23 protein-coding genes and 3 pseudogenes are annotated in these 22991 nt (G+C 67.6%); 12 read left to right on the plus strand and 14 right to left on the minus strand.

The window, feature by feature from the left end:
• The first annotated feature begins 154 nt into the window (after positions 1-154).
• The 4 genes and pseudogenes from ACFY9I_RS23770 to ACFY9I_RS23785 form a co-directional block, all read left to right on the plus strand.
• Positions 155-787 (plus strand): SPW repeat protein, encoded by a 633-nt coding sequence (locus ACFY9I_RS23770; RefSeq protein ID WP_391004716.1) that lies wholly within the window; start codon positions 155-157, stop codon positions 785-787.
• Positions 690-1472, plus strand: a complete 783-nt coding sequence (locus ACFY9I_RS23775; RefSeq protein WP_391004718.1) for a DUF2382 domain-containing protein — start codon at positions 690-692, stop codon at positions 1470-1472. The genes ACFY9I_RS23770 and ACFY9I_RS23775 overlap by 98 nt, the downstream gene beginning before the upstream one ends.
• 180 nt (positions 1473-1652) lie before the next feature.
• Positions 1653-2585 (plus strand): YhjD/YihY/BrkB family envelope integrity protein, encoded by a 933-nt coding sequence (locus tag ACFY9I_RS23780; protein WP_391004720.1) that lies wholly within the window; start codon positions 1653-1655, stop codon positions 2583-2585.
• 84 nt (positions 2586-2669) lie between these two features.
• Positions 2670-2804, plus strand: a pseudogene (locus ACFY9I_RS23785) (fatty acid desaturase); the annotation flags it as partial.
• Between the two features lie 323 nt (positions 2805-3127).
• Here the strand turns inward: ACFY9I_RS23785 and ACFY9I_RS23790 are convergent.
• The 4 genes from ACFY9I_RS23790 to ACFY9I_RS23805 all read right to left on the minus strand — a co-directional run bounded on the left by ACFY9I_RS23790 (position 3128) and on the right by ACFY9I_RS23805 (position 5906).
• The gene (locus ACFY9I_RS23790; RefSeq protein ID WP_391004722.1) at positions 3128-3331 is read right to left on the minus strand and encodes a hypothetical protein; all 204 of its coding nucleotides are present in this window, start codon (positions 3329-3331) and stop codon (positions 3128-3130) included.
• 199 nt (positions 3332-3530) lie between these two features.
• Positions 3531-3662, minus strand: coding sequence for a hypothetical protein (locus ACFY9I_RS23795; RefSeq protein ID WP_391004724.1), 132 nt, complete (start codon positions 3660-3662; stop codon positions 3531-3533).
• Between the two features lie 300 nt (positions 3663-3962).
• Entirely contained in the window at positions 3963-4130 is a 168-nt protein-coding gene (locus ACFY9I_RS23800; protein ID WP_391004726.1) for a hypothetical protein, read from the minus strand.
• 735 nt (positions 4131-4865) lie between these two features.
• On the minus strand, positions 4866-5906 hold the full coding sequence (locus ACFY9I_RS23805) for a hypothetical protein (RefSeq protein ID WP_391004727.1): 1041 nt from the start codon (positions 5904-5906) through the stop codon (positions 4866-4868).
• 292 nt (positions 5907-6198) lie between these two features.
• On the opposite strand from ACFY9I_RS23805, the pseudogene ACFY9I_RS23810 reads away from it, so the two are divergent.
• Positions 6199-6306: pseudogene (locus ACFY9I_RS23810) on the plus strand (ribonuclease BN); the annotation flags it as partial.
• Between the two features lie 368 nt (positions 6307-6674).
• Here ACFY9I_RS23810 and ACFY9I_RS23815 read toward each other — a convergent pair.
• Positions 6675-6959, minus strand: a complete 285-nt coding sequence (locus ACFY9I_RS23815) for an N-acetyltransferase (RefSeq protein WP_391004729.1) — start codon at positions 6957-6959, stop codon at positions 6675-6677.
• Positions 6960-7418: 459 nt separating this feature from the next.
• Positions 7419-7781 (minus strand): anti-sigma factor antagonist, encoded by a 363-nt coding sequence (locus tag ACFY9I_RS23820; protein WP_391004731.1) that lies wholly within the window; start codon positions 7779-7781, stop codon positions 7419-7421.
• A 211-nt stretch (positions 7782-7992) separates the two neighbouring features.
• Between ACFY9I_RS23820 and ACFY9I_RS23825 the strand changes: the two genes are divergently transcribed.
• Positions 7993-8439, plus strand: a complete 447-nt coding sequence (locus ACFY9I_RS23825) for an ATP-binding protein (protein WP_391004787.1) — start codon at positions 7993-7995, stop codon at positions 8437-8439.
• 177 nt (positions 8440-8616) lie between these two features.
• Here ACFY9I_RS23825 and ACFY9I_RS23830 read toward each other — a convergent pair whose 3' ends face one another.
• The 3 genes from ACFY9I_RS23830 to ACFY9I_RS23840 form a co-directional block, all read right to left on the minus strand.
• Positions 8617-9024, minus strand: a complete 408-nt coding sequence (locus tag ACFY9I_RS23830) for a hypothetical protein (RefSeq protein WP_391004789.1) — start codon at positions 9022-9024, stop codon at positions 8617-8619.
• Between the two features lie 1106 nt (positions 9025-10130).
• The gene (locus ACFY9I_RS23835) at positions 10131-11864 is read right to left on the minus strand and encodes a hypothetical protein (protein ID WP_391004733.1); all 1734 of its coding nucleotides are present in this window, start codon (positions 11862-11864) and stop codon (positions 10131-10133) included.
• Positions 11861-13411, minus strand: coding sequence for an integrase (locus ACFY9I_RS23840; protein WP_391004735.1), 1551 nt, complete (start codon positions 13409-13411; stop codon positions 11861-11863). The genes ACFY9I_RS23835 and ACFY9I_RS23840 overlap by 4 nt, the downstream gene beginning before the upstream one ends.
• A 140-nt stretch (positions 13412-13551) precedes the next feature.
• On the opposite strand from ACFY9I_RS23840, the pseudogene ACFY9I_RS23845 reads away from it, so the two are divergent.
• Positions 13552-14311 (plus strand): annotated as a pseudogene (locus ACFY9I_RS23845) (IS5 family transposase).
• 2 nt (positions 14312-14313) lie between these two features.
• On the opposite strand, the gene ACFY9I_RS23850 reads toward ACFY9I_RS23845, so the two are convergent.
• Positions 14314-14685, minus strand: coding sequence for a hypothetical protein (locus ACFY9I_RS23850; RefSeq protein ID WP_391004737.1), 372 nt, complete (start codon positions 14683-14685; stop codon positions 14314-14316).
• Between the two features lie 69 nt (positions 14686-14754).
• Positions 14755-14892 (minus strand): hypothetical protein, encoded by a 138-nt coding sequence (locus ACFY9I_RS23855; RefSeq protein ID WP_391004739.1) that lies wholly within the window; start codon positions 14890-14892, stop codon positions 14755-14757.
• Positions 14893-15626: 734 nt separating this feature from the next.
• Between ACFY9I_RS23855 and ACFY9I_RS23860 the strand changes: the two genes are divergently transcribed.
• Genes ACFY9I_RS23860 through ACFY9I_RS23870 form a run of 3 tightly spaced genes read left to right on the plus strand, consistent with a single transcriptional unit; the run spans position 15627 to position 18252 of the window.
• Positions 15627-16862, plus strand: coding sequence for a hypothetical protein (locus tag ACFY9I_RS23860; protein WP_391004741.1), 1236 nt, complete (start codon positions 15627-15629; stop codon positions 16860-16862).
• Positions 16859-17893 carry a protein kinase gene (locus ACFY9I_RS23865; RefSeq protein ID WP_391004743.1) on the plus strand — a complete coding sequence of 345 codons (1035 nt, stop codon included), beginning with the start codon at positions 16859-16861 and terminating at the stop codon, positions 17891-17893. The genes ACFY9I_RS23860 and ACFY9I_RS23865 overlap by 4 nt, the downstream gene beginning before the upstream one ends.
• Positions 17839-18252 (plus strand): hypothetical protein, encoded by a 414-nt coding sequence (locus ACFY9I_RS23870; protein ID WP_391004745.1) that lies wholly within the window; start codon positions 17839-17841, stop codon positions 18250-18252. The genes ACFY9I_RS23865 and ACFY9I_RS23870 overlap by 55 nt, the downstream gene beginning before the upstream one ends.
• Positions 18253-18873: 621 nt before the next feature.
• On the opposite strand, the gene ACFY9I_RS23875 is transcribed toward ACFY9I_RS23870, so the two are convergent.
• Together ACFY9I_RS23875 and ACFY9I_RS23880 are read right to left on the minus strand one after the other, a co-directional pair.
• Positions 18874-19620 (minus strand): HNH endonuclease, encoded by a 747-nt coding sequence (locus ACFY9I_RS23875; RefSeq protein ID WP_391004747.1) that lies wholly within the window; start codon positions 19618-19620, stop codon positions 18874-18876.
• Between the two features lie 95 nt (positions 19621-19715).
• The gene (locus ACFY9I_RS23880; protein ID WP_391004749.1) at positions 19716-20861 is read right to left on the minus strand and encodes an AAA family ATPase; all 1146 of its coding nucleotides are present in this window, start codon (positions 20859-20861) and stop codon (positions 19716-19718) included.
• A 97-nt stretch (positions 20862-20958) separates the two neighbouring features.
• On the opposite strand from ACFY9I_RS23880, the gene ACFY9I_RS23885 reads away from it, so the two are divergent.
• The gene (locus ACFY9I_RS23885; protein ID WP_391004751.1) at positions 20959-21498 is read left to right on the plus strand and encodes a winged helix-turn-helix domain-containing protein; all 540 of its coding nucleotides are present in this window, start codon (positions 20959-20961) and stop codon (positions 21496-21498) included.
• Positions 21495-22025, plus strand: a complete 531-nt coding sequence (locus ACFY9I_RS23890; protein ID WP_391004790.1) for a transposase — start codon at positions 21495-21497, stop codon at positions 22023-22025. The genes ACFY9I_RS23885 and ACFY9I_RS23890 overlap by 4 nt, the downstream gene beginning before the upstream one ends.
• Before the next feature lie 14 nt (positions 22026-22039).
• On the opposite strand, the gene ACFY9I_RS23895 is transcribed toward ACFY9I_RS23890, so the two are convergent.
• A complete protein-coding gene (locus tag ACFY9I_RS23895) occupies positions 22040-22534 on the minus strand; it encodes a hypothetical protein (RefSeq protein ID WP_391004753.1) in 495 nt (164 codons plus the stop codon).
• Positions 22535-22991: the final 457 nt, after the last annotated feature.

Consider the following 22991-nt stretch of genomic DNA (forward strand, 5'->3'; position numbering starts at 1 on the left):
GCCGCGCAGACCGGGGTCGCCTCCTTCCCCGGTCTGCGCGCCGGCAGCGACCCCGGCACCCTGCTCCCGCCGGCGGGCGTCCTGACCGTCAAAGGGTCGATCCATCCCGCTGGTGAGGCGATTGGGCGCCGCGGGAATGTACGGAGGTGATCGCATGACGTCACCCAGGGCCTGGTCGACCATGGAGAGCCATCCCGACCTTGTCGAGATGCGCCAGCGCCCCGAGCGCGCCGCGACCCTGCGGGCGCAGGTCATCCAGGTGATGGCCGTGCTCACGGGCCTGTACCTCGCGGCCTCCCCTTGGATCCTGGGGTTCAACGGCGGCGGCTTGCCCAGGCTGGTCATCACCAACCTGATCGTGGGGATCGGCTATGCGCTGCTCATGAGCGGCGGCTTCGGCCGTGCCAATGACCGTACGCACAGCATGGCGTGGGCCGCGTGCGCACTGGCCGCGGGGACGGTCGTTGCGCCATGGGTGGTGGCAGGCAACGTCGACACCACAAGAACCGTCGTCAGCAACCTCATCACTGGTCTGATCGCCCTATTGCTGGCCCTTGCCGCGAGCACAGGAGCCAGCCCCCGCCCCGCACGCGGTGCACCAGGCGCGTACAGGGCGCCCGCCAAGGAGGAGGCGGCGGCTGATCAAGCCGGTTCCGTGAAGTGGGGGCTCGGTGAAAAGGAGAACGCACATGATCACCCGCGAGCAGATACCTGCCGTGCTGGACCACCCGGTCTACGACGCCGACGGCAACAAGATCGGCGATGCCAGGCACGTTTTCCTCGATGACGCCACCGGCCAGCCGGAATGGGCCTCGGTCAAGACCGGCCTGTTCGGCACGAGTGAGTCGTTCGTCCCCATCCACGACGCCACCGTCGTCGAGGACCACCTTCAGGTGCCGTACCCCAAGGAGAAGGTCAAGGACGCCCCCAACGTCGATGTCGACGCCGGAGGCCACCTTTCCGAGCAGGAGGAGCACCGCCTGTACGAGTACTACGGCATCGAATGGGACGCTGCCTGGCGGCAGGCCAACCAGCCCGGCGAAGGCGGCTGGGCTCAGGCCGACACGGCACAGTCGCGCACAGGTGACGACGCGATGACCCGCTCCGAGGAGCAGATGCATGTCGGCACCGAACGCCGTGAGGCCGGCCGTGTGCGTCTGCGCAAGTACGTCGTCACCGAGGAGCAGCAGCAGACGATCCCCGTGCGTCACGAGGAGGTCCGGGTCGAACGCGAGCCGATCACGGACGCGAACGTCGACGCGGCCATGTCCGGCCCGGAAATCTCCGAGGACGAGCACGAGGTAACCCTCCACGAGGAGAAGCCCGTGGTGGAAACCAAGGCCGAGCCCAAGGAGCGGGTCCGCCTGACCACCGACGAGGTCACCGAGGAGGAAACCGTCACAGGCGAAGTCCGCAAGGAGCGCATCGAAGCCGACGAGACCGAAGAGCGCGGCAAGCGCCGCCGCCGCTGATCTCCTCGCACTCCGGGTGCCCGGACCGGGAGTGACGGCCCGCCCGGGTGCCCGGACCAGGTTGTGGCCCGGCTGGGAGGGCACCGCCTGGAACCCGGGGGCAAGCAGTTGTCCGGCCAACAGCGCCCACCCACCAGCCCAAAAGGACCCCGGGAGGGCGCGTCCCAAAGGAGCTGGGTCATGAAACTGCGACACAGACATGACGACACTCGCCATGACCAGGGTCACAAAACCCGCGAGCAGCGGCAGGCCACGGCGTACGGCCGCGAGGACAAGCCGGAGAGATTCGGTCCGGATGCGGAGGTGCAGCGGCGGTCGCCGGACACTCCGACGGACCTGCCCAAACGCTCCTGGGGGGCGGTGCTGAAAGGCGCTCTGAAGGAGTTCAAGAAGGATGAGCTGGCCGACCGGGCCGCGGCGCTGACCTACTACGGGATCCTGGCGCTGTTCCCGGCCCTGCTGGCGCTGATCTCGCTGCTCGGGATCGTCGGACGGTCCGCGACACAGCAGGTCCTGGACAACATCCAAAACCTTGCCCCGGGCGCGGCGAGGGACGTCCTCACCAACGCGGTCCGGCAGATGCAGGGCAACGCCGGGCTCGGGTCGATCATGGCGATCGTGGGTCTGGCGCTCGCCGTCTGGTCGGCGTCCGGCTATGTCGCCGCGTTCATCCGGAGCGCGAACGCGGTCTACGACGTCCCCGAGGGCCGCCCGGTGTGGAAGGTGCTGCCGCTCCGGCTCGGTGTGACGGTGGTGCTGACTGGACCGCATCCGCGCAGAGGTACTGGCCGAGCGCGGCGCCGAGGACGCCCGCTACATCCGCACCCTCATCACCGTGCACCGAGCCCTGGAGGCCGGTGGCCGGGTCGCGCTGGCCGTCTCCCTGCTGCCGCCCGCCTGGCTGGCCGGAACGGCGATGCTCACCACCGCCAAGATCCTGGAGAACATGGAGCTGGGCCACAACATCCTGCACGGACAGTGGGACTGGATGCGCGACCCGGCCATCCACTCCACCACCTGGGAGTGGGACTTCCCCACCCCGGCCGCCGCCTGGAGGCACACCCACAACGACCTGCACCACACCTGGACCAACGTGGTGGGCCGCGACCGTGACCTGGGCTACGTGGCCATGCGGATGAGCGAGGAATCTTCTGCGGCCACTTCCCCGCCGGCGCGGAGTCCTTCACCGAGGACGAGATCGAGGGCGAGTCGCGCGGCCAGTGGTACGTACGGCAGGCCCTCGGCTCGGCGAACATCGACGGCGGCCCTCTCCTGCACATCCTCACCGGCAACCTCAGCCACCAGATCGAGCACCACCTCTTCCCCGACCTGCCCAGCAACCGCTACGCCCAGATCGCTCCCCGGGTGCGCAAGCTGTGCGAGAAGTACGACAACACCGGCCCGCTGCCGCGCCAGTACGCCTCCACCTGGGCCCGCATCTGGCGCATGGCGCTCCCGTAACACCCCCCGCTCCGTCCCGGTTCGCTGACGCACAAGGATGCCCGCGTCGCCCGTACGCCACCCACCGAGACAGCCCGAGCCGCGCATCCCCGTGACGCTGATGCGGCCCGCCCGGTTCAGGGGGTGGGCGTCCTGCCGCATCCGAGCACTCCTGGCCGTAACCGCAGTGTTTGCTGGCGGCGGCGAGTGCGCCACTAGCGCTCGGCGGCGCGCAGCAGTGCGGACGGCCAGTGACGGCCAGTCCGTGGCCCACGGTAGGCGGGGCCGGCGCGGCTGTTAAGGACGACGGCGGCCGTGGCGGCTGCGGCGAGTGCGTCGCCGTCGGGGGCGTCGAGGCGCAGGTGGCGGACGCCGGGCAGCGGGCCAGCACTCGCAGCGGAGCAGGTCACGATGTGCACACGTGCACGTCGAAGCCGCCGAGACCAAGCGCGGTTTAACCCTCGACGGCATCTTCTTCGTCCACGAGCCAAAGCTGCACCGCGCACGCCCGAACATGCCTGAGCGGCAGCACAGGGCGGACGCAAGCTTACGTAGGGCAACACCCGGGCGAGCGCGTGCCCAATACGTTGGGGCCGCCACCCGCAGCCGGACTACCGGTCACCGATTCCGGTGCCGACGCTCCTGGAGCCTCTTCATCTGCTCCTCGAGGAGCTTGCTGCGCCCCTGCGTCTTGTGTCGCGACGTGCTCTTCTGACCACCCTGGCCCTTCTGGCGCAACTTGTCAGCCATGTCCTTGGCCCGCTGCCTCATCCCTTCCATGCCCATGACCGCACCCTCCTGCATTGCCTTTGGTCCTTGTGACCAGGCTGGCATCCAGTCCGCGTCCTCGCATCTGGCAGCGTCGCACCGCGGCGGCCTGCCGGGGAACCACCCGGTCGTCAGTGAGGCTGTCTTCGGCATGAAGGGTTGCGACGGTGTCCGGCTTTCTCGTCTGCTCCGATCGAGCACCGGAGGGGCGCGCTAACGAGGTGTCGACCACCCCTGCGCTTACTGCGCTCTACACCCAATAACCGATAAAGGGTGCGCTTGTCACGTTCCGTCCGGCCCGTCACCCGCCGGATCGAGGGCCTGCGTCAACTTCACCAGCCGCGCCTGCCAGCAGATGGCAACAATCGCCTCAGCCAGCTGTTCACGCAGCACCCGGCAGCCATCGGATCCCACCACCGGGGTCCAGGACGCTCTCTCCGAATCGCTCATACTCACCTCACCCCGGCGCCCGCGCCACACTGAGCACCTTCGCCTGCGCCAGAGCGGCGACGACCGCCACCGCCGCACAGAGGACCATCCCGTACAACGTGCGATCACCGCCCAAAACAACGGCACTACCGAACGGCATCACACCATCGGCCCAGCTTGCGCTCCGTGGAACAGCGCCAAGCTACTGGGATCATGGCCTGGCGGAACCGGGGGCTGGGGTGGCCGTGCTAGCCGAGCCAGCGGGCGAACCGGCCGCGCTGACCGATCGGGCGCCACGGACATGCGTAAGGGCTTCGACGGCAGCGGATCCACGATCTCGCCCAAGGACACCCCTGGCAGGGTGTCAGGGCGTCACCGGACCGGCTGCGCATGCACGATTGCATTTGCTCGGCTTCGGGCGTCCCCATCTTGCGGACTTACCGGCCAAGCGCGGCCTGCGGGACGCGAGGGCCGCGCCATGCCTGGCTTGCACGGCACCCCCGTACTGCCGATGCCGTTCCCCAGCACCTCGCCGGACGACGACACAGCACACCGCTCCCGTGTAGGTGGACCGTGGAGCGCACGCTCAGGTGGCTGATGTTCCACCGCCGCCTGGGCCGCGACTACGAGATGCTCCCCGCCCGCTTCGAAGCCATGATTCACCGGCCGCATCCATGAGCATGCCGCACTGCCGCTTGGCCCCGGCAGCCTTCTGGCTGGGGTTCAGCGCACTGGGACAGTCAACGGTGGCCCCGGTCATGCGACGCTGCGTGCCTTGGCGATGGCGATGAGTGTGCGGCGCCGGCGGTGGCGCCTTTCGTAGTCCAGCACCTGCCGGGCTTCGGTGGGGGCGGCGGTCTGCAGCCGGGCGGTGATCTGGTCGGGGATCATGGCGTCGTACCCGGGCCACGGTTCGCTGCCGCGTAGCCGCTCGATGGCGTTCAGGATTTCCGGCCGGCCGGCGTGGGCCCGCTCGTAGCCGTCGAGCGCGGACAGCTGCGCCTGGGAGAGCGTGGGCAGGCGCTGAACGATGTCAGCGACGTGGAAGTGCTCGTATCCGAGGATCGGCGGCTCCTTTTCCCTGGTGACCGCGTCGTCGTCCTCCTCGGGCATTCGGCGGAGCGCGCCTGTGGCTGTGCGCGTAGCCTGCCGGGCACCGCCCTCGGCGGCTTTTCGGACCCGTTTGACGGCAGAGCGCACGGTTCTTGTGGCGGCATCCGGCGGGCCGCCGTCACCGGATTGCGTGCCGTGGCCGCTGCCGGCGACCGCCGTGGCCCGGGCTTGCTGAGCGAGGCGGTCCTCGAGGGTCGCGAGCAGTTCCTCGTCCTGGCGGCGCAGCGTGGCGAGCAGGTCGGCGGCGACTTGGTCATGCGCCTGCTCGGCAATGCTCTCCCCGGCCCGGCAGGCCGCCAGCGCCCGGGCGGTGATCGAGTATTCGTTCTCGGTGTGTCTCAACAACTGGCGCGGGCTGGGCCCATTGCGACGATGCAGTATGGCGGTCGTGATCGCGGCACCGATCTCGAGCAACAGCCCGGCCATCCGGACGGTTGCCCGGGCGGTGAAGCGGACCCGGTCGGCGGTGTCCCGCAGCGGGCGGCCGGGGCGAAGTTCACGTATGTGTCCGTCGATGCGGGCGACACAGTGGTACGTGTCGTCTATGTGACGTTCCAGAACCTCCCGTCGAGGGCCTGCGGCGTGGACGGCGATATCGGCCCGGAAACGGTCGATGGCCGCAGTGTGAGCATCACGAGCGTCCTCAAGCGCCGGGACAAGCGCATCGGTCGTCACCGCTGTCATGGCGTGCCCTATCTTCTGGCATGGGTTCGAACCGGTCAGACGGTGGATCCAGCATGGTCCGGGTATGGGTGTGGTTAGACCGTTTCAGGACCCACGAAGGTCCGCCGCTCAACAGCCGGTACCAGCCAGGCACCTGCTGCCTGAGGCGGAACCGTAACCAACTCGAGTACCCCCGCACTCCTGGATGATTGCCGGGAGCCGCTGCGGAGTTTCCACCGAGCAGGTGCGTGAGCGCGGCGCCGGGCGGCCATGCGTAGGGACGCCCCTCCATGTCGAGGCCGCCGTGGCTGAACGAGCGGTGTGGAAGGTGCTGTCGGTCTGCCTGGGCGTGACCGTGGTGCTCATGGTCCTCGCCGTGATCAGCGCGCTGATCGTCGTATTCAGCGGAGGGCAGGCGCGCCTTGTAGTCAGTCGCGAGTGCCGGCCCGAATGTGCTGGGCACGGGCTCGCCCGGGTGTTCCCCTGTGCGAGCTTGCCTCGTACGCCCTGTATCGCCGATGGTGCGCGCGGGCTCGTGGACGAAGAAGATGCCGTGGAGGGTGGCGCCGCGCTTGGGCCCGGCGGCTTCGACGCGCACACGGCCAGAGCCGTCGAGGTTCAGGATATGGCTGTCGTCTGCTGAGCACTGCCCTGCAGCAACCCGTCCCATTTCTTGCCAATCCCCGCACCGCCCGGCACACACATGGCTCTTCCGTTGGCGCCGGCACCGCGTCCTGGCCGCCAAGACTCAGCGCAAGACGGTTCCGCCGCGGAGCCTGCTGGGACCGCTCAACTATCGGCAGGGGCAACGACGTCAGACCGAAGGTGGGAGCAGGTCCCTCCCACGTTCGCCTTGGGGATGCGCATCCGGCTCAGCAGATCGCGGGTGAGGCGCTTGTCGAGCGTGGTGTGCCAGGTGACACCGGGATGCTGGGAGCGCAGATGCGACAGCGCCCTGGTGCCCAGCCCGCAGTCACGGAACGGTTCGTCGAGGACGACATCGGTGATCACGCCCTCGGCGCACTCATCGCACGCTCGATAGGTCACCCGCCCGACCACCTTGCGGATGTGCACCAGCAGCAGACACTCCTCACCCGCACTTCCCAGAGCGGATGAGGGCAGCAGCTCGATGCCGCGGTAGGCCAGAAGCCTGCGATGCCACCGGCCCCCTCGTCGTCCAGGGCGCCGATGCCTTCCCTCGGCCCGCCGCTGTGAGGCGCCCTCCCGTACAGGCCGACCGCGTGCGTTGCTCGTGGCATACATCTGGTTTCCCTGCATTCCATCGCGTCTGCCCTCAATCCTCGGGCTTCATGTCACGACGCCAAGAACGCATCACTTCGGCGTACCGCGCCAGACGGCCTGGCTTCTCCACCGACCTTGAGCGCCTGCCTTCTGGTGTCGGTGCCCCACACAGCTGGGTGACCCGCTTGCGGCATCAAGTCCCTGCTCCTTGCTTGCCTGGACGGCCGGCTGACGCAGGATGGTCAGCACCTGCCACGCCAACGGAGCGCGCCGGACCGCCGCATGCGTTTTTCAGCTGGTCAGGGCCTCTTCGACGGTGGAGTGGAAGGGGACGAGGGCGTCAATGCCGACGAGTGTCAGGACGCGCTGGACGGATTCCCGCACGCCCGCCAGGCGCAGCCATCCCTCAGCGTCCTGGGCGGCACGGTGGGCGACGATGAGCACGTTGATGCCGCTGGAGTCCATGAACGTCACACCGCGGAAGTCAGCCACGGTTCGCGGCGCCAGCGCCCCCTCCGGCGGAAGCAGTGCATCCTTCAGGCTGTCGCGGTTGACGTGGTCGATCTCGCCTCGCAGGACAACAATCCGGATGCCGTCGACAGCCTCGTGGTCGATCGACAGACCGGGCCGTGCTGCGTCATGGGTGTCGGTCACAACGTCCTCGACTGCGCTCGTCTGATCCTGGCACAACGTGTGCGCAGCCATCCTGCCCCAGCCCCAGGGCGCAGATACACCCCGTACTGTCCTTCCTCGAAGACGGAGCGTGCATATGCGGCATAGTGCGGGGTACACGCACGCAGCCGCGTGAAAACAGGGGACTGAAGGTGGAGCCGTGGAACCAGCCCCCGGCAGTGAGGGAAACGTCATGCCGGGCGCCGACGCGATAGAGACCGCCGTCGCCCTGGACGGCGACGGCTCCTGCATCGCCGAAGCTCGCCACCTCGCGACAAGCTTCCTCACCCGCGTCCAGACCGAGTACGGCCTGCCGGTGTCAGCGCGCGCCATGGACCTGACCCAGCTGGTCGTCAGCGAGCTGGTCACCAATGCCCGCAAGTACGCCCCCGGCCCCGTCCTGATGCAACTCCGCCTCGCCGGGGACCTGGTGGAAGTCGTCGTCTGGGACAGCGACCCCGTCCTGCCGGTGGCCCGAGCCGCCGATGCCGGCCGGGTCGGCCAGCACGGTCTGGAAATCGTCATGGCCATCTCCCAGGGCTTCGAAGTCCAGCGCGAGCCGGTCGGCAAACGCATCACCGCCCGCATCGCCCTGCCCGACGACCCCGGCGGAGACATCACCGGCCGCCGCCCCTCATAGAGCAACCCGCACACACCCAACGTCAGAACGCCTGCGGCTACAGCAGCCCCACGGCCGCCCACCCACTGGACGTCGCGGTTGTGGGCGACAGCAGCCCGGCCTTCCGCAAGTTTTCCACGCACCGCCTCCGCCCAGCGGGAAAAGCCAACTCGGCGTCGCTGTCTGATACCTGAACTCTCAGTCGTGGGGCAGGCGGAGAGGGACGACGTTTTCGGGGGCGGTGTGGTCCTGGCCGGTGGACGTCCGGAGGATGAGGACGGCTGCCGCGAGGACCACCTGCTCCGCTCGGTATCGGGCTGCGGCCTCGGCAGCCCGGGAGTCTTTAGGAGCTCCCTTCAGACGGACCACCTCCTTGCGAAGCCGCCTTTCGACTTCCGGCGTCTGGTGCGTTTCCGTACGCACCCGAGCGTAGAACTCATCCTTGAGGTCGGCGTGGCGCTTGTGCAGCACCATGCGGTGAACACCGGACTCTGCGGCGAGCGCGACCACCGTGAGGCTGCCGTTGGAGCAGGTGGGCTGGCCGGCCAGGAGGCGGTCCATGGCCGTGCGGATGCGGGAGCGTTCGTCCTCGTGCTGCTGGTTCACGCGATGGCCTCCTCGGCGGGCTGGGCGGCGGAGTCGTGGGCGTCGGCGAGAGCGCGGAAGCGGTTGGCGGTCAGGCGGAACCGGTCGCCCAGGGGCTGGGGCACGAGGGCCGCCTTCGCATCGAGCCGACCAGCGCGCTCTCGTGCCGCCTGCGCGTGACTGTCGGTGCGGACCGCGTTGCCGCAGCCGAACTGGCAGGTGAACTGGTTGGGTGCCGTCGCCCCGGGATCCGGATCGCACAGGGCAGTGTCGCGCTTGAAGGCGCAGATGAGGAACGAGTCCGGGTTGTCGAAGAGCACGAGGCCATCGCGCGCCAGGAACTTGGCGGCGGCCGTCGGGGTGGTCAGGGCTCCTTCGAAGGCGGGTATCGAGGTTGCTCCACACCTGGGCGTGCATGCGGCGGCGCTCGGCCCAGGCGGCCAGGATGTCGTCGGAGAAGTCCTCGATCAGGCGGATCGCCCAGGTCAGCAAAGGGCCGATCACGGCCGGATCCAGCGGCTCGGTCTTGTTCTCCCCGCCCGCCTCTCCCGTCTTGGCCGGCAGATAGTCGTCAACGCCCTCGTCCTCCCAGGGAGGACACGTAATGCCGCACGGGCTGACCGACAGCTGGTCGAAGGCCCACAGGTCCGAGAGCCAGCGCAGAACCGCCAGGGCATGATCGCGCGTGCAGCCGCTGGTGCACTTGGCGGCATACGCCTTCCAATGCTCCATGGTGCAGTCGCTGAGCTGGGATATGCCTTGCCGCCCGAGCCAGCGCGCGAACTTCAGCCACTGCAGGATGTTGTCGCGCATGCTGATCACGCCGTCGCGTGTCCGGTTCTGAAAGCCCCGTTCCCGTACGTAGGTGGGCCGCAGCTCGCCGTTGATCAGGACCCAGACGATGCGCCGGACCTCGCTCCGCAAGGTAGCCGGGCACTTCCTCAAATTGATCTTGTGGATGCTGTCCCCGGGGTTGTCGGTCAGCGGTCCCAGCGACCACATGTCGTCGCTGTAAAGGGAGTTGGGGTGGGTGTTGCCGGCGCTGATCCACCGGTCCATGACCACCGGGTTGTCCGGCTCCGGCAGGGGCAGGATGTAGGGATCGGCCTCGATCGTCAACGCTGTTGTCACGGGGTGAGGTCTCCCTTGAGCAGATGGTCGACGATCATGTGGTCGCGGTCGGTGATCCGGGCCAGAGCGGCGTCCCAGGTGCTCTCGTTGACCTTTGACCGCAGGTCATCGAGTCGCTGGAGGTGTTCGTCCCATCGCTTGCGCCAGAGTCTCTCCGGCCAGCTGGAGCGGAGCGATATCAACTGGCGGCGCAGGAGCGCGAGGCGCGGGTGGTGGCCGGTGTGGACCCGGGAGTTCTCGCAGGACAGGCAGAGCAGGAAGTCGGCGCCGCAGCCCCCGCTCGGGTCCGGCCAGGGGCTGGATTCCTCGTCCACGCAGTCCGCGGTTGCGGTCTCCTGGTGGGCCGCGTCGGCCGCGTCCGTGAGCCGCCCCTTAAAGGTGTAGTCGCGGGCCTGTTCGACGGCCTCCTCGGCGCCGGCCGCGATCACGCCCACGGCGGCCTCCTGGACGTTCTCGTCGGGCAGGACGTAGATGCTCTCGTGGGTGCCACGTTTGTGCTGCAGCGGCTTGCCCGTCGTCGTGACGGTGGTCCTACGGACGCGTTGGAAGGGCGAACCGATCTTGTGAGAGAACGCCCATACTCGCGCATCGGCCTTGGACACCCCGAAGCACAGCGGGCCGACGTTCCGGGGCCGGTCGAGATTGGAGTCCACGTCAGTACGGCGCCGGTTGCGTGCGACCATCAGCAGGTCGTGGCCGGGCGACAGGGAAGCGGCCAAGGCTCGCCCGTGCTGCGTGGCCTCCAGGGCCTGGGTGATGAGCCGGCCCGGCGAGTCCGCGCCGGAGTCGGTGTAGTTCTCCGTGTCGAACCAGCGGCCCTCTCCCGAGCGGCGCTTCTCCACCAGGACCTCGTAGGTGACCGTGGCTGTCTCTCCCGCGGACGGGGTGATGACGGGTACGTGCAGACGGTCGTAGACCGACAGATTCCAGCCGTAGCGGTCCGTCATCATCACGGGCAGGGCCGTCAGTTCCGACCGGGCCAGAAACAGCCGGCCCGTCGTCTTACCGCGGTTCTTCCCGCGCAGCAGCCCTTCGGCCCGGGTGTAGACCTTCCCGTCTTTGTCCGGGTACCCGGGCAGTTCGCCCGTGGCGGCGATGTGGTCGAGGGCCGTCCCGACCCTCCAGTCACGGCTGTCCGGGTCCAGCGCGCCCGCCCGGTAGCGGGCCAGCAGCGTGGTGTTCTCCCGGATCCGCAGCAGCGCGGTACGGAACTGCCGTTCGGCGGCCAGCAGCACCCGGTCGCGCTCCGACGGCCGGTAGGACTGCTTGGAGGGCTTGCCCTTCTTCGGAACCGGGCGGGCCAGTTCCTCGGCGGCCAGGCCCTGCGCCAGCTGCGGCTCGCGCTTCAGCAGCGTACGTATCTTGGCCAGGGCCTCGCGCCCACCGGGGGTGTCCTTGTGGTTGTTGCGCCAAAGCCGGAGCGTGGCCGAGGTGAGGTCGCCGAGGTCCTCGGCCGGGTGCCCCTGGTCCTTGAGGAACCGGGCGCAGACCTCCAGTGACCGCCAATACGACTCACCGCTCGCGTGGCTGTTCCACCCCATGGACTGCTCGGCGAACGCCCGCGCAAGAGAGCAGCGCATCGGCTGGGGCACGGTAATCGCGGCGAAGTCGAAGACCCGCTCGAAGCCCTCCATGTTCACCGCGGTGACCTGCAGTCCGTCGGCGGCTATTCGCTGAGTCGCCTGGAAGTCCGCTGGCGGCAGGACGGCCTTGTGGCCCCGCCCGCTCACGATGCCTCCGCGACGGGGAGGGCATCGAACAGCACCTCGATGTCCTGGAAGCCGGAAGTTTCCCGGGCCAGCCGGGTGAACAGGCCGTTCAGATCCTTCATCCCGTCCGTCTCGCCGCGCTCGTCCTCGGTGTCGAAGGCGAGGATCGACTCCAGCTGCAGATGCATGACCGGGTTGAGGTAGTGCTCCTTCGTCGTCTCGACGTCCCGGTGCCCCAACAGCGTCTTCACGAGCCACCACGGGTCGCCGTAGAGCTGAGCGAAGTCGCGCCGGTCCGCGGCGGTCAGCCCGTACTTCTTGTCCATGAGCTCGTTCAGCACGACCAGCATGTAGAGCGCCATGGAGTGACGCGTGGAATGCGGCGTCGCATACGGGACCATCCCCCGTACCGCAGCCGACCTCAACGGCCGCGGAACCTCTCGCTCCTCCGGCGTCAACAGAGCTTCCTCGCACCGCCGGTTGGCCTGCCAGAACACCGTATTCCACCGGTCAGGCAGCATCGGCATGCCCTGCTCGGACAACCACAACCACGCCGGTTCCGGGCCATTCGGTCCCTCGACGAACAACCACTGCCTCTCGCGCCAGTCCAGCAGGCTCAACTCCCGACTGCCTGCCGCCCCATCCCGCTCCACCCAGTGCACGACCGGAACCGGGCCAAGCGTCACGTCCGTGACCAGCCGCATCAGCGACAGCTTCTCGTAGCGGCCCTCCAGCTGCGCGCGCTGGATAGCCCACGCCCGCTCGGACTCGCCGTAGGCACCGAGCTGGCGTACAGACTCGATCGACGTGTAGTAGGTCCGGTCACGCTTCGACCGCGAAAGTGCGCTGGCCACCAGACCATGGCAGTAGCGTCCAGATCGAAGACGCCGGGTCGGCACTTCGAACGTCAGCATCGCGCCGGCCTCCTGGCGTCGCAGACCCGAGCTCAGCGTCAGTCCCACGAACGCGGTGTTCCGCAGTTCGGTTCGCCCGTCCCAGCCGGGCAACGGCGCCCCATCTCGGCCAAGCCCTCGCAGGCCCAGGTCTTGCCACAGACCCCAAGTGCGCGGAGTCAGCCACGACACCCGAGAGCTTCGCGCACTTGCTGATCGGTCCGCGCGCCGACCCACATCTACCGGGAGAGGGCTGACCTTCGCCCATTTGTAGAGCTGGGTCAGTGCAGCTGCCTCCCGGTTCCACTTCGTTCCGCCGATCCGCTGCGGGTTCAACGGAGAGCCGACGCGGAATTGCTTGTAAGCCCTCAAGTCCGCGCTGGTCGCCGCCCGCCAGGGAACGCCCCGCCGCCAAAGCCACGACAGCAGCAGACGGATGTCCGTCGCGTAATTCCGACGCGATTCCCGTTCCAGGCTGCGGAATTCGGGCGAGAGAGCGAACTGCAACAATTCTGCGTCCACGACGAAATCAGGCCGTACAAATACCGGATCACCCGGCCGAAGCCCCACCGCGTCCAAGGCGGCCGACAGGTCGCGGACCCCCAGCACCCCCTCCTCCGGCAGCGGCCCCCAGCGCTCCGGATCCGGCACGAACACCAACCACCACTCGTCCAACTTCCACCCCTGTGAGTCCCTTGAACTCACTGAGCGCTTTCCAACCTCCCATGACGGCTGAGAAGTTGGGATGACAGACAGATGAAGCCCCTGGTAGATGGGTTTTCGACCAAGAGAACCGTCTCCACCAGAGGCTTCGCATGCTTGTTTACCCGTCCGGCGTCGACGTGTCCAGCTCTGCTCTGCGCTTCCTCGCCGCCCGACTGAGGGAACACCGCCGCGCTCTCGGAAGCCGATGGCGGCGCCTGAACGCAGGCCGACAGGCCCTGCTCGCCCTCGCCCACCTGCGCAACGGCCAGCCCTACGCCCAACTCGCGGCCGGATTCGGGATCGGCACCACCACCGCCTACCGATACATCACCGAGGCCGTCAACCTACTGGCCGCCCTCGCCCCCACCCTCACCGAAGCCGTACAAGCGGCGTCGACGAAGGCATACGTGATCGTGGACGGGACGCTCCTGCCCATCGACCGAATCGCCGCTGATCGCCCGTTCTACTCGGGCAAACACAAGAAGCACGGCATGAACGTGCAGGTCATAGCCGATCCGAAGGGACGCCTGATGTGGGCTTCACCAGCCTTGGCCGGTGCCGTCCACGACGTCCGGGCCGCGCGCGAGCACGGCATCATCGAGGCACTCGCCGAGGCCGGCATCACCTGCTGGGCAGACAAGGGCTACCAGGGTGCAGGCGGCACGTCTCCCTTACCGCGGCCGATGGGACAGCCTCTCCACTGGCCAGAAGGCCGTCAACCGGTCCCACGCAAAGATCCGTGCACTGGTCGAGCAGGCCATCGCCACCCTCAAGTCCTGGCGCCTCCTCCGCAAACTCCGCTGCTCGACGACCCGGATCACGAGCCTCGTCCAAGCCGTCCTGGTACTCCAGCTCGCCGCCAGGGGCTGAGATCAACCCGCAGCATTCAGGAGGTCCGTCAATTCGGCCTCTGTCGTCCCCGCCCGCAGACGAACGTCGAAGGTGTAACCCTCATCGCAGAACACCAGGTCAAGGTCCATGGGTGTCAGCCTCCGGAAGACGATCGCCAACCAGATCGCGTCTTCCTCCCAGACGTCCATGTACAGGCAGGTACCCTCCTCGTGCAGATACGCCTCACCTGGGCCGTTCTCCGTCTCGAACTGCCATATGAGGCTGCGCACTTCGCTGCGATGCATCGAGTCGATCTCGACCTCAGACCACCGGGCACGGATCGCGTCAGTCAGCGCATCTCGATCGATGCGCCATCCGACCGCATCACCCTCAACCACCGCCAAGAACGTCATAGCCAGGGTCTACCAGATGTCCGTGACACAGCGCCGATCGGCTGTCGCCTGAAGTTGGAATGGGCTCACTCAATCATCAGGGAAGCAGGTGTGGGGGAAGACGGCCGGACCCCGGGTGGTGAAGCGGATGCGGCCGCACAGGCAGCCGCCGGTACGGCCCTCAGCAGCTTCGGCTCCCTGAGCGTCGGCCGCAGCTGTGGCGTTCATCAGGTGATCTCCCAGGCACGATGGGCAAGTTGGGCCCATCAGTGTGCCATCCCTTCCGTGATCGCCAGGACGCTGTTTGGCGGTCTGGCTGGGCCCCGCCACTGACAGATGCGCACGATCCCGAACGGCGTCATCGCGAGCAGACTCGTTGACATCCAACACAGTCCGCGCAGGTCAGCGGGCTGCCCACGACTAACTTCGTGGTTGTAGGATCTCGCAGCTCCTGACATAGGCATGCCCGCTGACCAGTGGCTCTGTCGCGTTTCTCAGGACGATGGCATGGCCACTCAGTCTCACGAACGTGGCATTTCTTCACGGTGTTGGCGCGGGTCCATGGCCTGCGAGCGAGCGGAGTCGGAGTATGCGCGCATCCCGGGCGAGCTCCTTGTCGTCGAGCATCTGAGGCGGGCCGGGCCGTATGGAAGGCGGAACCTGTTCGCGTCACGGGGGCCGCGAGGGCGTGGGACCGTGAAGGGGAAGGGTGGGTCCGGCCATGGGGTGCGGAGCGAAACTCCGTGATCAACGCGTGTCGTGTCCGGCTGTGCGCGACAATCGCTCCTCCGGGCGTGGTGCCCGGTAGGCACGATGCACGGGGCGGGGCGATGGAAGACGTACGGGAGCTACTGGCTGAGTACGGTCAGTGCCACAGCACCGAACTGTCGGAGCCGGACCGTCACCGGCTCCTCGTCGACGTGGTCATAGCCCTAATCCGGCGCACCGACGAGGAAGCAAGGGTGGACCACCGCGCGCCGGACGACCCGACCGTGTTCTTCGAACTCGCCGGACGCGACTACGCGATCACCGTGACGTCCGCATCCGGACCCGAATTGGCCAAGGCCGCTAGGGCCGCCGCACGTGCCCGTGATCAACGCGGGCTTGGGCCGGGCGTGCGGTGGGTCCTGGTGTGCGCGCGAACTCCGGGGCGTGCGGTGGACGATGGCCTGCGTGCAGCCCTGAGCGGGCAGGGCGTGCTGCTCGACCGGGACCATCTGGAGGCTGCCCTGTGTGGCCTCGCGCCGCTCGCGACGCTGGTCCGTTCCGCTTTCCGCATGCCGCGGTCACCGTACACACCGCTGCACGAACTCCTGCTGCAAGAGCCGGAAGAGCCGATCCCCACCCTGTCCTTGCCGACGCGTCCGGCCGGACCGGCCACCGTGTCTGCCCGAACGGCACCGGGCATCACGGCCTCCGTGATCCTGGCCGGGGAGGACTGGCCGCTGCGGCCGAATGGTCTTGCCTGGGAATCGCCGGCGCGGGCGCTGATCACCACCGAGTCGGGGCTGGCGGAGATGGATCTGCAGCGGGGTGGTGTGCGGTGGAGGCTGCCGTTGCCCGGCGTGCACGGCGCCGCCGTCGTGCTGCCGGGCGGAGACGTTTGCGTACTGTGCGGGTCGGCGGTGGTGATGTCGCGCGACGGCGTTGTCCGGGCGGTGGGCGGCGGGTTCGAGGCGAACTCCAGCCTGGTGCTCGGCCCCGATGCGAGCGTGTGGGTGCTGTCCGGATCCGGGGCGACATTCGGCGCCGGCACCGGATCGACCCTGGCGCTCACTCAGCTCGGCGACCAGGTAGGCGATCAGCGGCGGTTCTCCATCGCCTTCGACGCGTCGGTGCGGTCGGCTGCCTGGCTTGACGGGCGGCGCTTCTTCCTTGCTGCTAGCGGCCACAGTGCCGTCGTCGACCTCGCCGTCGGCACGAGCGTCGGTGGGCGGGAGGAATGGATACAGACCCCGGTGTCCTACCCCGGGCTCATCGCCCGCAGCGACAGCGGAATCGTCCTGGTGGCCGGGAGGGCCGGCTCCGGCATCGGCGTGGAAGTGCACACCCTCGACGCGGCGGTTCGCAAGGACGACCCGGTCGCTGAGGTACAGCTGGGCGAGGTGCTCGGCCTCGCCCAGAGCCGGGAGGGTGGGCCCGCATACCTGCTGGGTTCGCTGCCTACGATATCGGCACCGTCCACCCCGTCCTCATGAAGATCACCGGCCACTTCCCCTCCGGCTCTCCTGCCCTTAAGGAAGAGCACACGCCGCCGCCCGCCGCCGATCCGTACGCTGCAGTACGCCAGCAGGCCCGCGGCGTGAAGAAGGACTACGCGCTGGAGAAGTTCCCGCTGCCTGACGGCGAGGGTGGCATGGGCATCGTGCACCAAGCCGTGCACAAGCCGACGAACACAGTCGTCGCGTTCAAGAAGCCGAGGTCACTGCGCGAGAACCTGACCGCACGGATGTTGCGCGAGATCGAAGTCGCACAGGCCCTTGGCGGCAACCGTCACGTCATGCCGGTCCTTGACTTCAGTCCCCGGGCCGAGTGGTTCGTCATGCCGCTGGCCCAGGCCACCGCCGAACATCTCCAGTCGCAACTGCAACACGACGGCCAGGAGCTGAGGGCTTTGGTGGACGCGGTCGCCGCTGCCCTGGCCGACGCCCACCGCCTGGACTACCTGCACCGGGACATCAAACCCGCCAACATCCTGCAGCTCAACGGCCGTTGGGTCCTGGGCGACTGGGGCATCGTGCGCCGCCCCCGCGGGCAGACGACCAACCCCAAGCGCACCGGCACCAAGATCGGCACCGCCGAGTTCGGCGCCCCCGAGCTGTCCATCGCGCCTCACCACGCGACGCCCGCGAGCGACATCTACAGCCTGGGAAAGGTCATCGGCTGGCTGCTGACCGGCACCGACCCTCAGCCGAACATTCCGCTGCTGCCGCCACCGGGTCCGTGGCGCAGCGTCGTGCGGCATTGCTGCTACGACCGCAGACGATCGCTGAGTTCCTCGACCTGGTCGAACGCGAGGCGTGCCAGGACCTGGACCTGCCCGTCGCGCGGGCCCAGCAGTTCGTGGCAGCAGCTGAGGAGGGGGACACCAGCGCCGCCAGCCAGCTGCTCATGCTCGCCGCCGACCACGGCGACGACTACGAGCTCTACCTGGACGTCCTGCCGCTCCTGGACATGGACCTCACCGCGCCGCTCCTGCTCGCCAACACCGAACAGGCCCTCACCCTGATCCACGCGATGACCGGGCACGTCCAGGGCGACGGCACCGGCTGGCCCCACTGGAACGAATCCAAGAGAGCCATCGCGTGGCTGCGCGGCGTTGCCCGCCACGCCGCCCGGGAGGAGGAGTGGGACGTGCTGGAGGAGGCGGCCCGCGGTATGTGCACCTGGGACGCTGCATCCAATGAGTTCGACCAGCAGATCGCAACCCGGGACTGGCTGCGCCATTTGCACGGCCAGGCCGCTCAGATCCTCGCCAGTGTGCTGCGGGAACACCCTGGCAGCGCACGTTACTACTACGAGCTGACTGGCGAGCGCGCCGTGGACATCGCCATCCGTAGCGCCATTAACTCCGCGGCCAGCAAATGACCGCGCAGCTGTCGGCACGACAACCGGGGCCCTCGCGGCTTGTTCGCACTTACCGGACGAACTACCTGCGGGTCAGTCCGATTCACGCTCGACCTGTATCAACGAGTCACGGACTGACCGGCCAGCCTCAGATTCGTGGCCGATCGGCCGTCAAGTGGCCATCATCCGTGAGCCTCGGTCACGAATTTTGAGATCCCACAGCTGTCGGAGGACACAGTTCGTGTCCTTGGACAGCGGAGCCAGTCGTCCACTGCGCGCTGACCTGTGGTAACTAAGTCGGTTGGCAGGGAGCCCCCTCGCGCCTCCTCAGCTCGTTATGGCTCAAGTGAAGTGGCGCCCACGCCCGGTCCGGAAGCGAGTCGTGGTTGCCGACCCGAGGCGTAGTCCCGCGAGGGCCAATGGGATGTCAGTAGTCCCATCCTGCCGTGACCTCTTCCACGCCGAGTGGCGACTCCTATGTGTACGTGATCGGCTCTGCCGGATCGACCCGCGTCGAGATCGGCACCAGCATCAGTCCTGCGAAGCGCGGTCGCGCCTGCGCCAGGCCGCCCGGGCGCGCAAGCGCGGCGCCGACCTCAACCGACACAGAGCCCTCACTAGCGGCCAGCGCCCCGCGACGGGTCATGCTGCGAATGCGCCGCTGCAGAAGTCGTCGTCGCGTGCGAGGGCACGGTAGGTCACTCCTTCCCAGCCGTTGAGCCGGTCGGCGAGCCGCGTTTCGGCTTCTTCCACCAAATAGGCGCGTACCAGGTCCTTGCCCCCGGCGTTGAGCATCGCGGTGAGCTGCTGGCGGATGTTGTTCACTGTGCGATTTGCCTGGACGGCGAAGAGCCTGGCCAGCCCGAACAGTTCGAAGTGGTGTCGGGTGCGGTCGATGAGGATCTGCTTCCACCCGGGCGGAGGGCTGAAGAAGAAGTCCAGCCAGGCGGGGTTGCTGTCAGCGACCCTTGCCTCCAACCAGGGATCCTGGTCGATACGGTCCAGGTAGGGGTGCAGCGGTGTGGTCTCCGCGTCTGTCGGATGGCTTTCACCCTTGACGTGATTACAGTCGGCGCAGGCCGGTACCAGGTTCAGCGGGTCCACGCACAGTGCGGGGAACATCATTTTGGGGAGGAAGTGGTCCAGCGTACGGACCACCCCATGACCGCACAGAGGACATCGCTCTTCCGGAGGGGCGGCCAGGAGCTGCTCGTACACGGCACGTCCGTCCCTGGTGTTGACCATGCCGTTGTCGTAGGCCCAACGCACCAGGTCGCTGGCAGCTATGTCCGGCACTGCGAACTCTGCGCTCTGCAAGTTGTGCAGAGTTCCTTGCTGCGCCGCTTGCCGGAAACGCTCGCCCGCAGCTTCGACGCTGTCCCCGGCCATCAGTAGCAGTCTGCGCCGCTGCACATCCCTGGTGCCGCGCACACACGCGTCATAGCTGTCCCTGGCAGAAAGGTTGGGCGGGTCGAGAGGCCACATCAGTGGTGCCCGCCCGCTTCGCGGTAGGCCAGGAGGATGCGGACCAGTCCCTTCGCTTCCCCACCGAGCTGTCCCTGGAAGCGGTCCAGGACCTGATCGTACGATCCCAGCTCATCGACAGCCCGAGCGATCTCGGTATGGAAACCGGACTGCCGGACCTCCAGCCCGAAGATCTCGTGGGTGAGGACGCCGACATTTTCTCCGTAGGTCTCCAGGGTGGGCCGCTGGGGCGAATGGCGGTACCAGTTACTGATCTTCCACACGCAAGAACGAGGAACCTCCTGAAGGACAACGGGCGAGTGGGTGCCGATCAACGCGACGCCGTTGCGTTCGGTGAGCAGGTTCGACAGAGCCCTCACAAAGGACGCGAGCAGGGGTGGATGCAGATGAGCCTCGGGCTCATCCAGGAGCACGAGGGACTGCTCAGCAACGGTTTCCACCAGCCGTGTGATCGTCAACAGGACGATGGCGTGCCCCGAACTGAGATCGTCGAAGATGCCCTGCGCCCGGCCCCTGTCCCCTTCAAGAAAGTACTTGCGGCTCTGCACGTCCCGGGCGAAGTCGTGGATGGGGGATTGGTAGAAATGCGGATCGCTGCTCAGCACGTTCAGCGCGGCGATCCAGCGGCCAACCCGCCCAGCAGCATGGACCTCCTCTACGCTCTTGCCGAACTCCGAGCTTAGGTCGTCGTACGACTTGCGATCGCGCGTGGGACGGCCGAACACATCGACCCTGGCCAGGCCCACATAGGTGTACGAGACAGCCGCCTCGACCGGCTCAGCCGGGGGCGTCTGATCGCCGGGAACATCCTTGTCTTCGTCCCAGCCTTTTACCTGCGGATGGCCTTCGTCGCCGCTGCTGGCTTCTGCTTCGCTGGCTTCCTGAGCCGGGTCGAAGGCGCTAAACGTGACGGATACGACGTTGGTGAACGATCCACTCCCATCACCGGCCCACACGATCGCGCCGACGTCACGGGTCAGCGCCCCCGAGTTCACCACCGCCTCACCAATATTGCCTAGCAGCGTCGTTTTCCCTGCACCGTTGCGGCCGATAAGCACATGGATATTGGTCGGGGGCCGGGAGTGCGGAGTGACCGAGAAAGTTAGGCGCTCGGGTTGCATGGGGATTTCATCGAGTTCGTCCACAGGCGTCAAATAGTCGAATTGATACGCCGTTACTGAGGTTGAACTCGTGGAGTCGTAGGGGCTGACGACTCGTCGCCCGTGAGGTATCACCGACGGCATGCGGTATCCACAAGGGGGCGGGCTGACCGCCGAACGGCAGCAGTTCCGCGAGGAGTTACGGCTCAAGGCGGCCGAGAGGTTCGCCCAGGGTGAGGCGAGCTCGGCGATCGCGAAGGGCCTGCGGGTCAGTGTCCGGTCGGTGCAGCGGTGGCGGCAGATGTGGGACGAGGGCGGTCCGCGGGCTCTGCGGTCGCAGGGGCCGGCGTCGCTTCCGAGGCTGAGCCAGAAGCAGTTCGCCCAGCTGGAGGCGGAGCTGGCCAAGGGGCCGTCCGCGCATGGCTGGGAAGACCAGCGTTGGACGCTGACGCGGGTCAAGACGGTGATCGGCCGGCGCTTCCACCTGACCTACACGGTCCAGGGTGTGCGCAAGCTCCTGGTGCGCAACGGCTGGTCCTGCCAGGTCCCGGCCCGACGGGCCATGGAACGGGACGACGACGCGGTCGCGGGGTGGGTCAAGGAGGTGTGGCCGTGCGCGGAAGGCTCGCGGCGGCCCGTGGAGCCTGGCTCGTCTTCGAGGACGAAGCCGGTTTCTCCATGACGCCGCCACAGGCGAAGACCTGGTCACAGCGCGGCCGGACCCCGGTGGTGCGGGTCCGGGGCCGTTCCCGCAGACGAGTGTCGATCGCCGCGCTGACCTGCTACAAGCCCGGCCACCGGTCCCGGCTGATCTACCGGCCGCGCCGGGACGACGGCCGGCGCGACGGCCGCAAGAGCTTCTCCTGGCGCGACTACCGCGACCTGCTGATCGCCGCACATCAGCAGCTCGGCGGCCCCATCGTGCTCATCTGGGACAACCTCAACGTCCACAAAGCCGCTGATCTCCGGGAATGGTCGGAAGCCCGGGACTGGCTGACCATCTACTACCTGCCGCCCTACGCACCCGACCTCAACCCCGTCGAAGGGATCTGGTCTCTCCTGCGACGCGGCTGGCTCTCCAACGTTGCCTTCAGTACTCCCGAACACCTCGTCCAGCGCATCCGACGCGGCCTACGGCACATCCAGTACCGCACCCATCTCATAGACGGCTGCCTCGCCGAGACCGGCCTGGCCATCAGACCCGCCTGACCAACAGCACGACATCACGAGTTCAACCTCAGTAGCCGCGACCCACCCCGGGCGATGCGCCGAAACTGGACCTCGACCGTCTGCGGTTCAACGCTGCGCAGGAGCGATGTCTGGGTCACGTCCCAATAGCTGGCTTCGTCGGCAATGTCAGGGCTGAACGCCATGTCGCACAGCCCCTCAAAGAGTTCCACCCGTGCAGAGGCGCCAAGCCTGCTGACGTTCTCGTAGTAGGTGGCGTCCTGCCCCAGTGAAAACCAGTACAGCCGCCGGTCCAGCCCCGTCAGCTGACTGAACTCTCCCTTCTCGAGCGGCCTCTCATCTCGCACCAAGTCTGCGTAGCCGATCTTGATCATCCCCAGTTCGTCGACTGACCCGTTGCCGTCGGCGAACCACAGCCGGTATAGCGTCAGGTAGTCGTCGTCGGGCCGGGGAACCGGCTCCAGGAGGCAAGCGCGCTGCTTGTAACGGCTCCGTGGTCGAACCTTCGCGCCCAGCACAATAAAACGCACACACCCCTCCTCCGAACGGCTTACTGAAACACCGTTCCGCCACCAGGGGCAAGCTGGTGGCGGAACCGCACCAGCCCCCACCATCGGTGGCCGCGGATACCGACGGTGGGGGCCGGCCCTCGACCCACTCGAACCCGCCCTGACTCGCATGGGAGCAGGAGATGAGGAGGGTAAAGGATCCTCGTCGGCGTGGGAGATCAAGATTCGATCGCTACGAGAACAGCGCGAGGCCCTGATGCAGCACAGCGCCGCCCCTGGGGGGACGATACCTCTCCGGGATGAAACCGGCCCCAGTGGGAGGGAGCTCCGCCGGGGCTTCGCCCGGGATGGCTTTGCGGCCACTTCCCACCAGCGGTCAGGCTTAGTACTCCAGCTGTAGATCTTGATCTTGGCCTGTGGGCGGACAGCATCTCCGGTCGGTAGGTCGGCTTCTGCTGGCCGCTGGCAGGTAGACCGG

It is taken from the genome of Streptomyces sp. NPDC012510, assembly GCF_042955065.1.
Classification (GTDB): domain Bacteria; phylum Actinomycetota; class Actinomycetes; order Streptomycetales; family Streptomycetaceae; genus Streptomyces.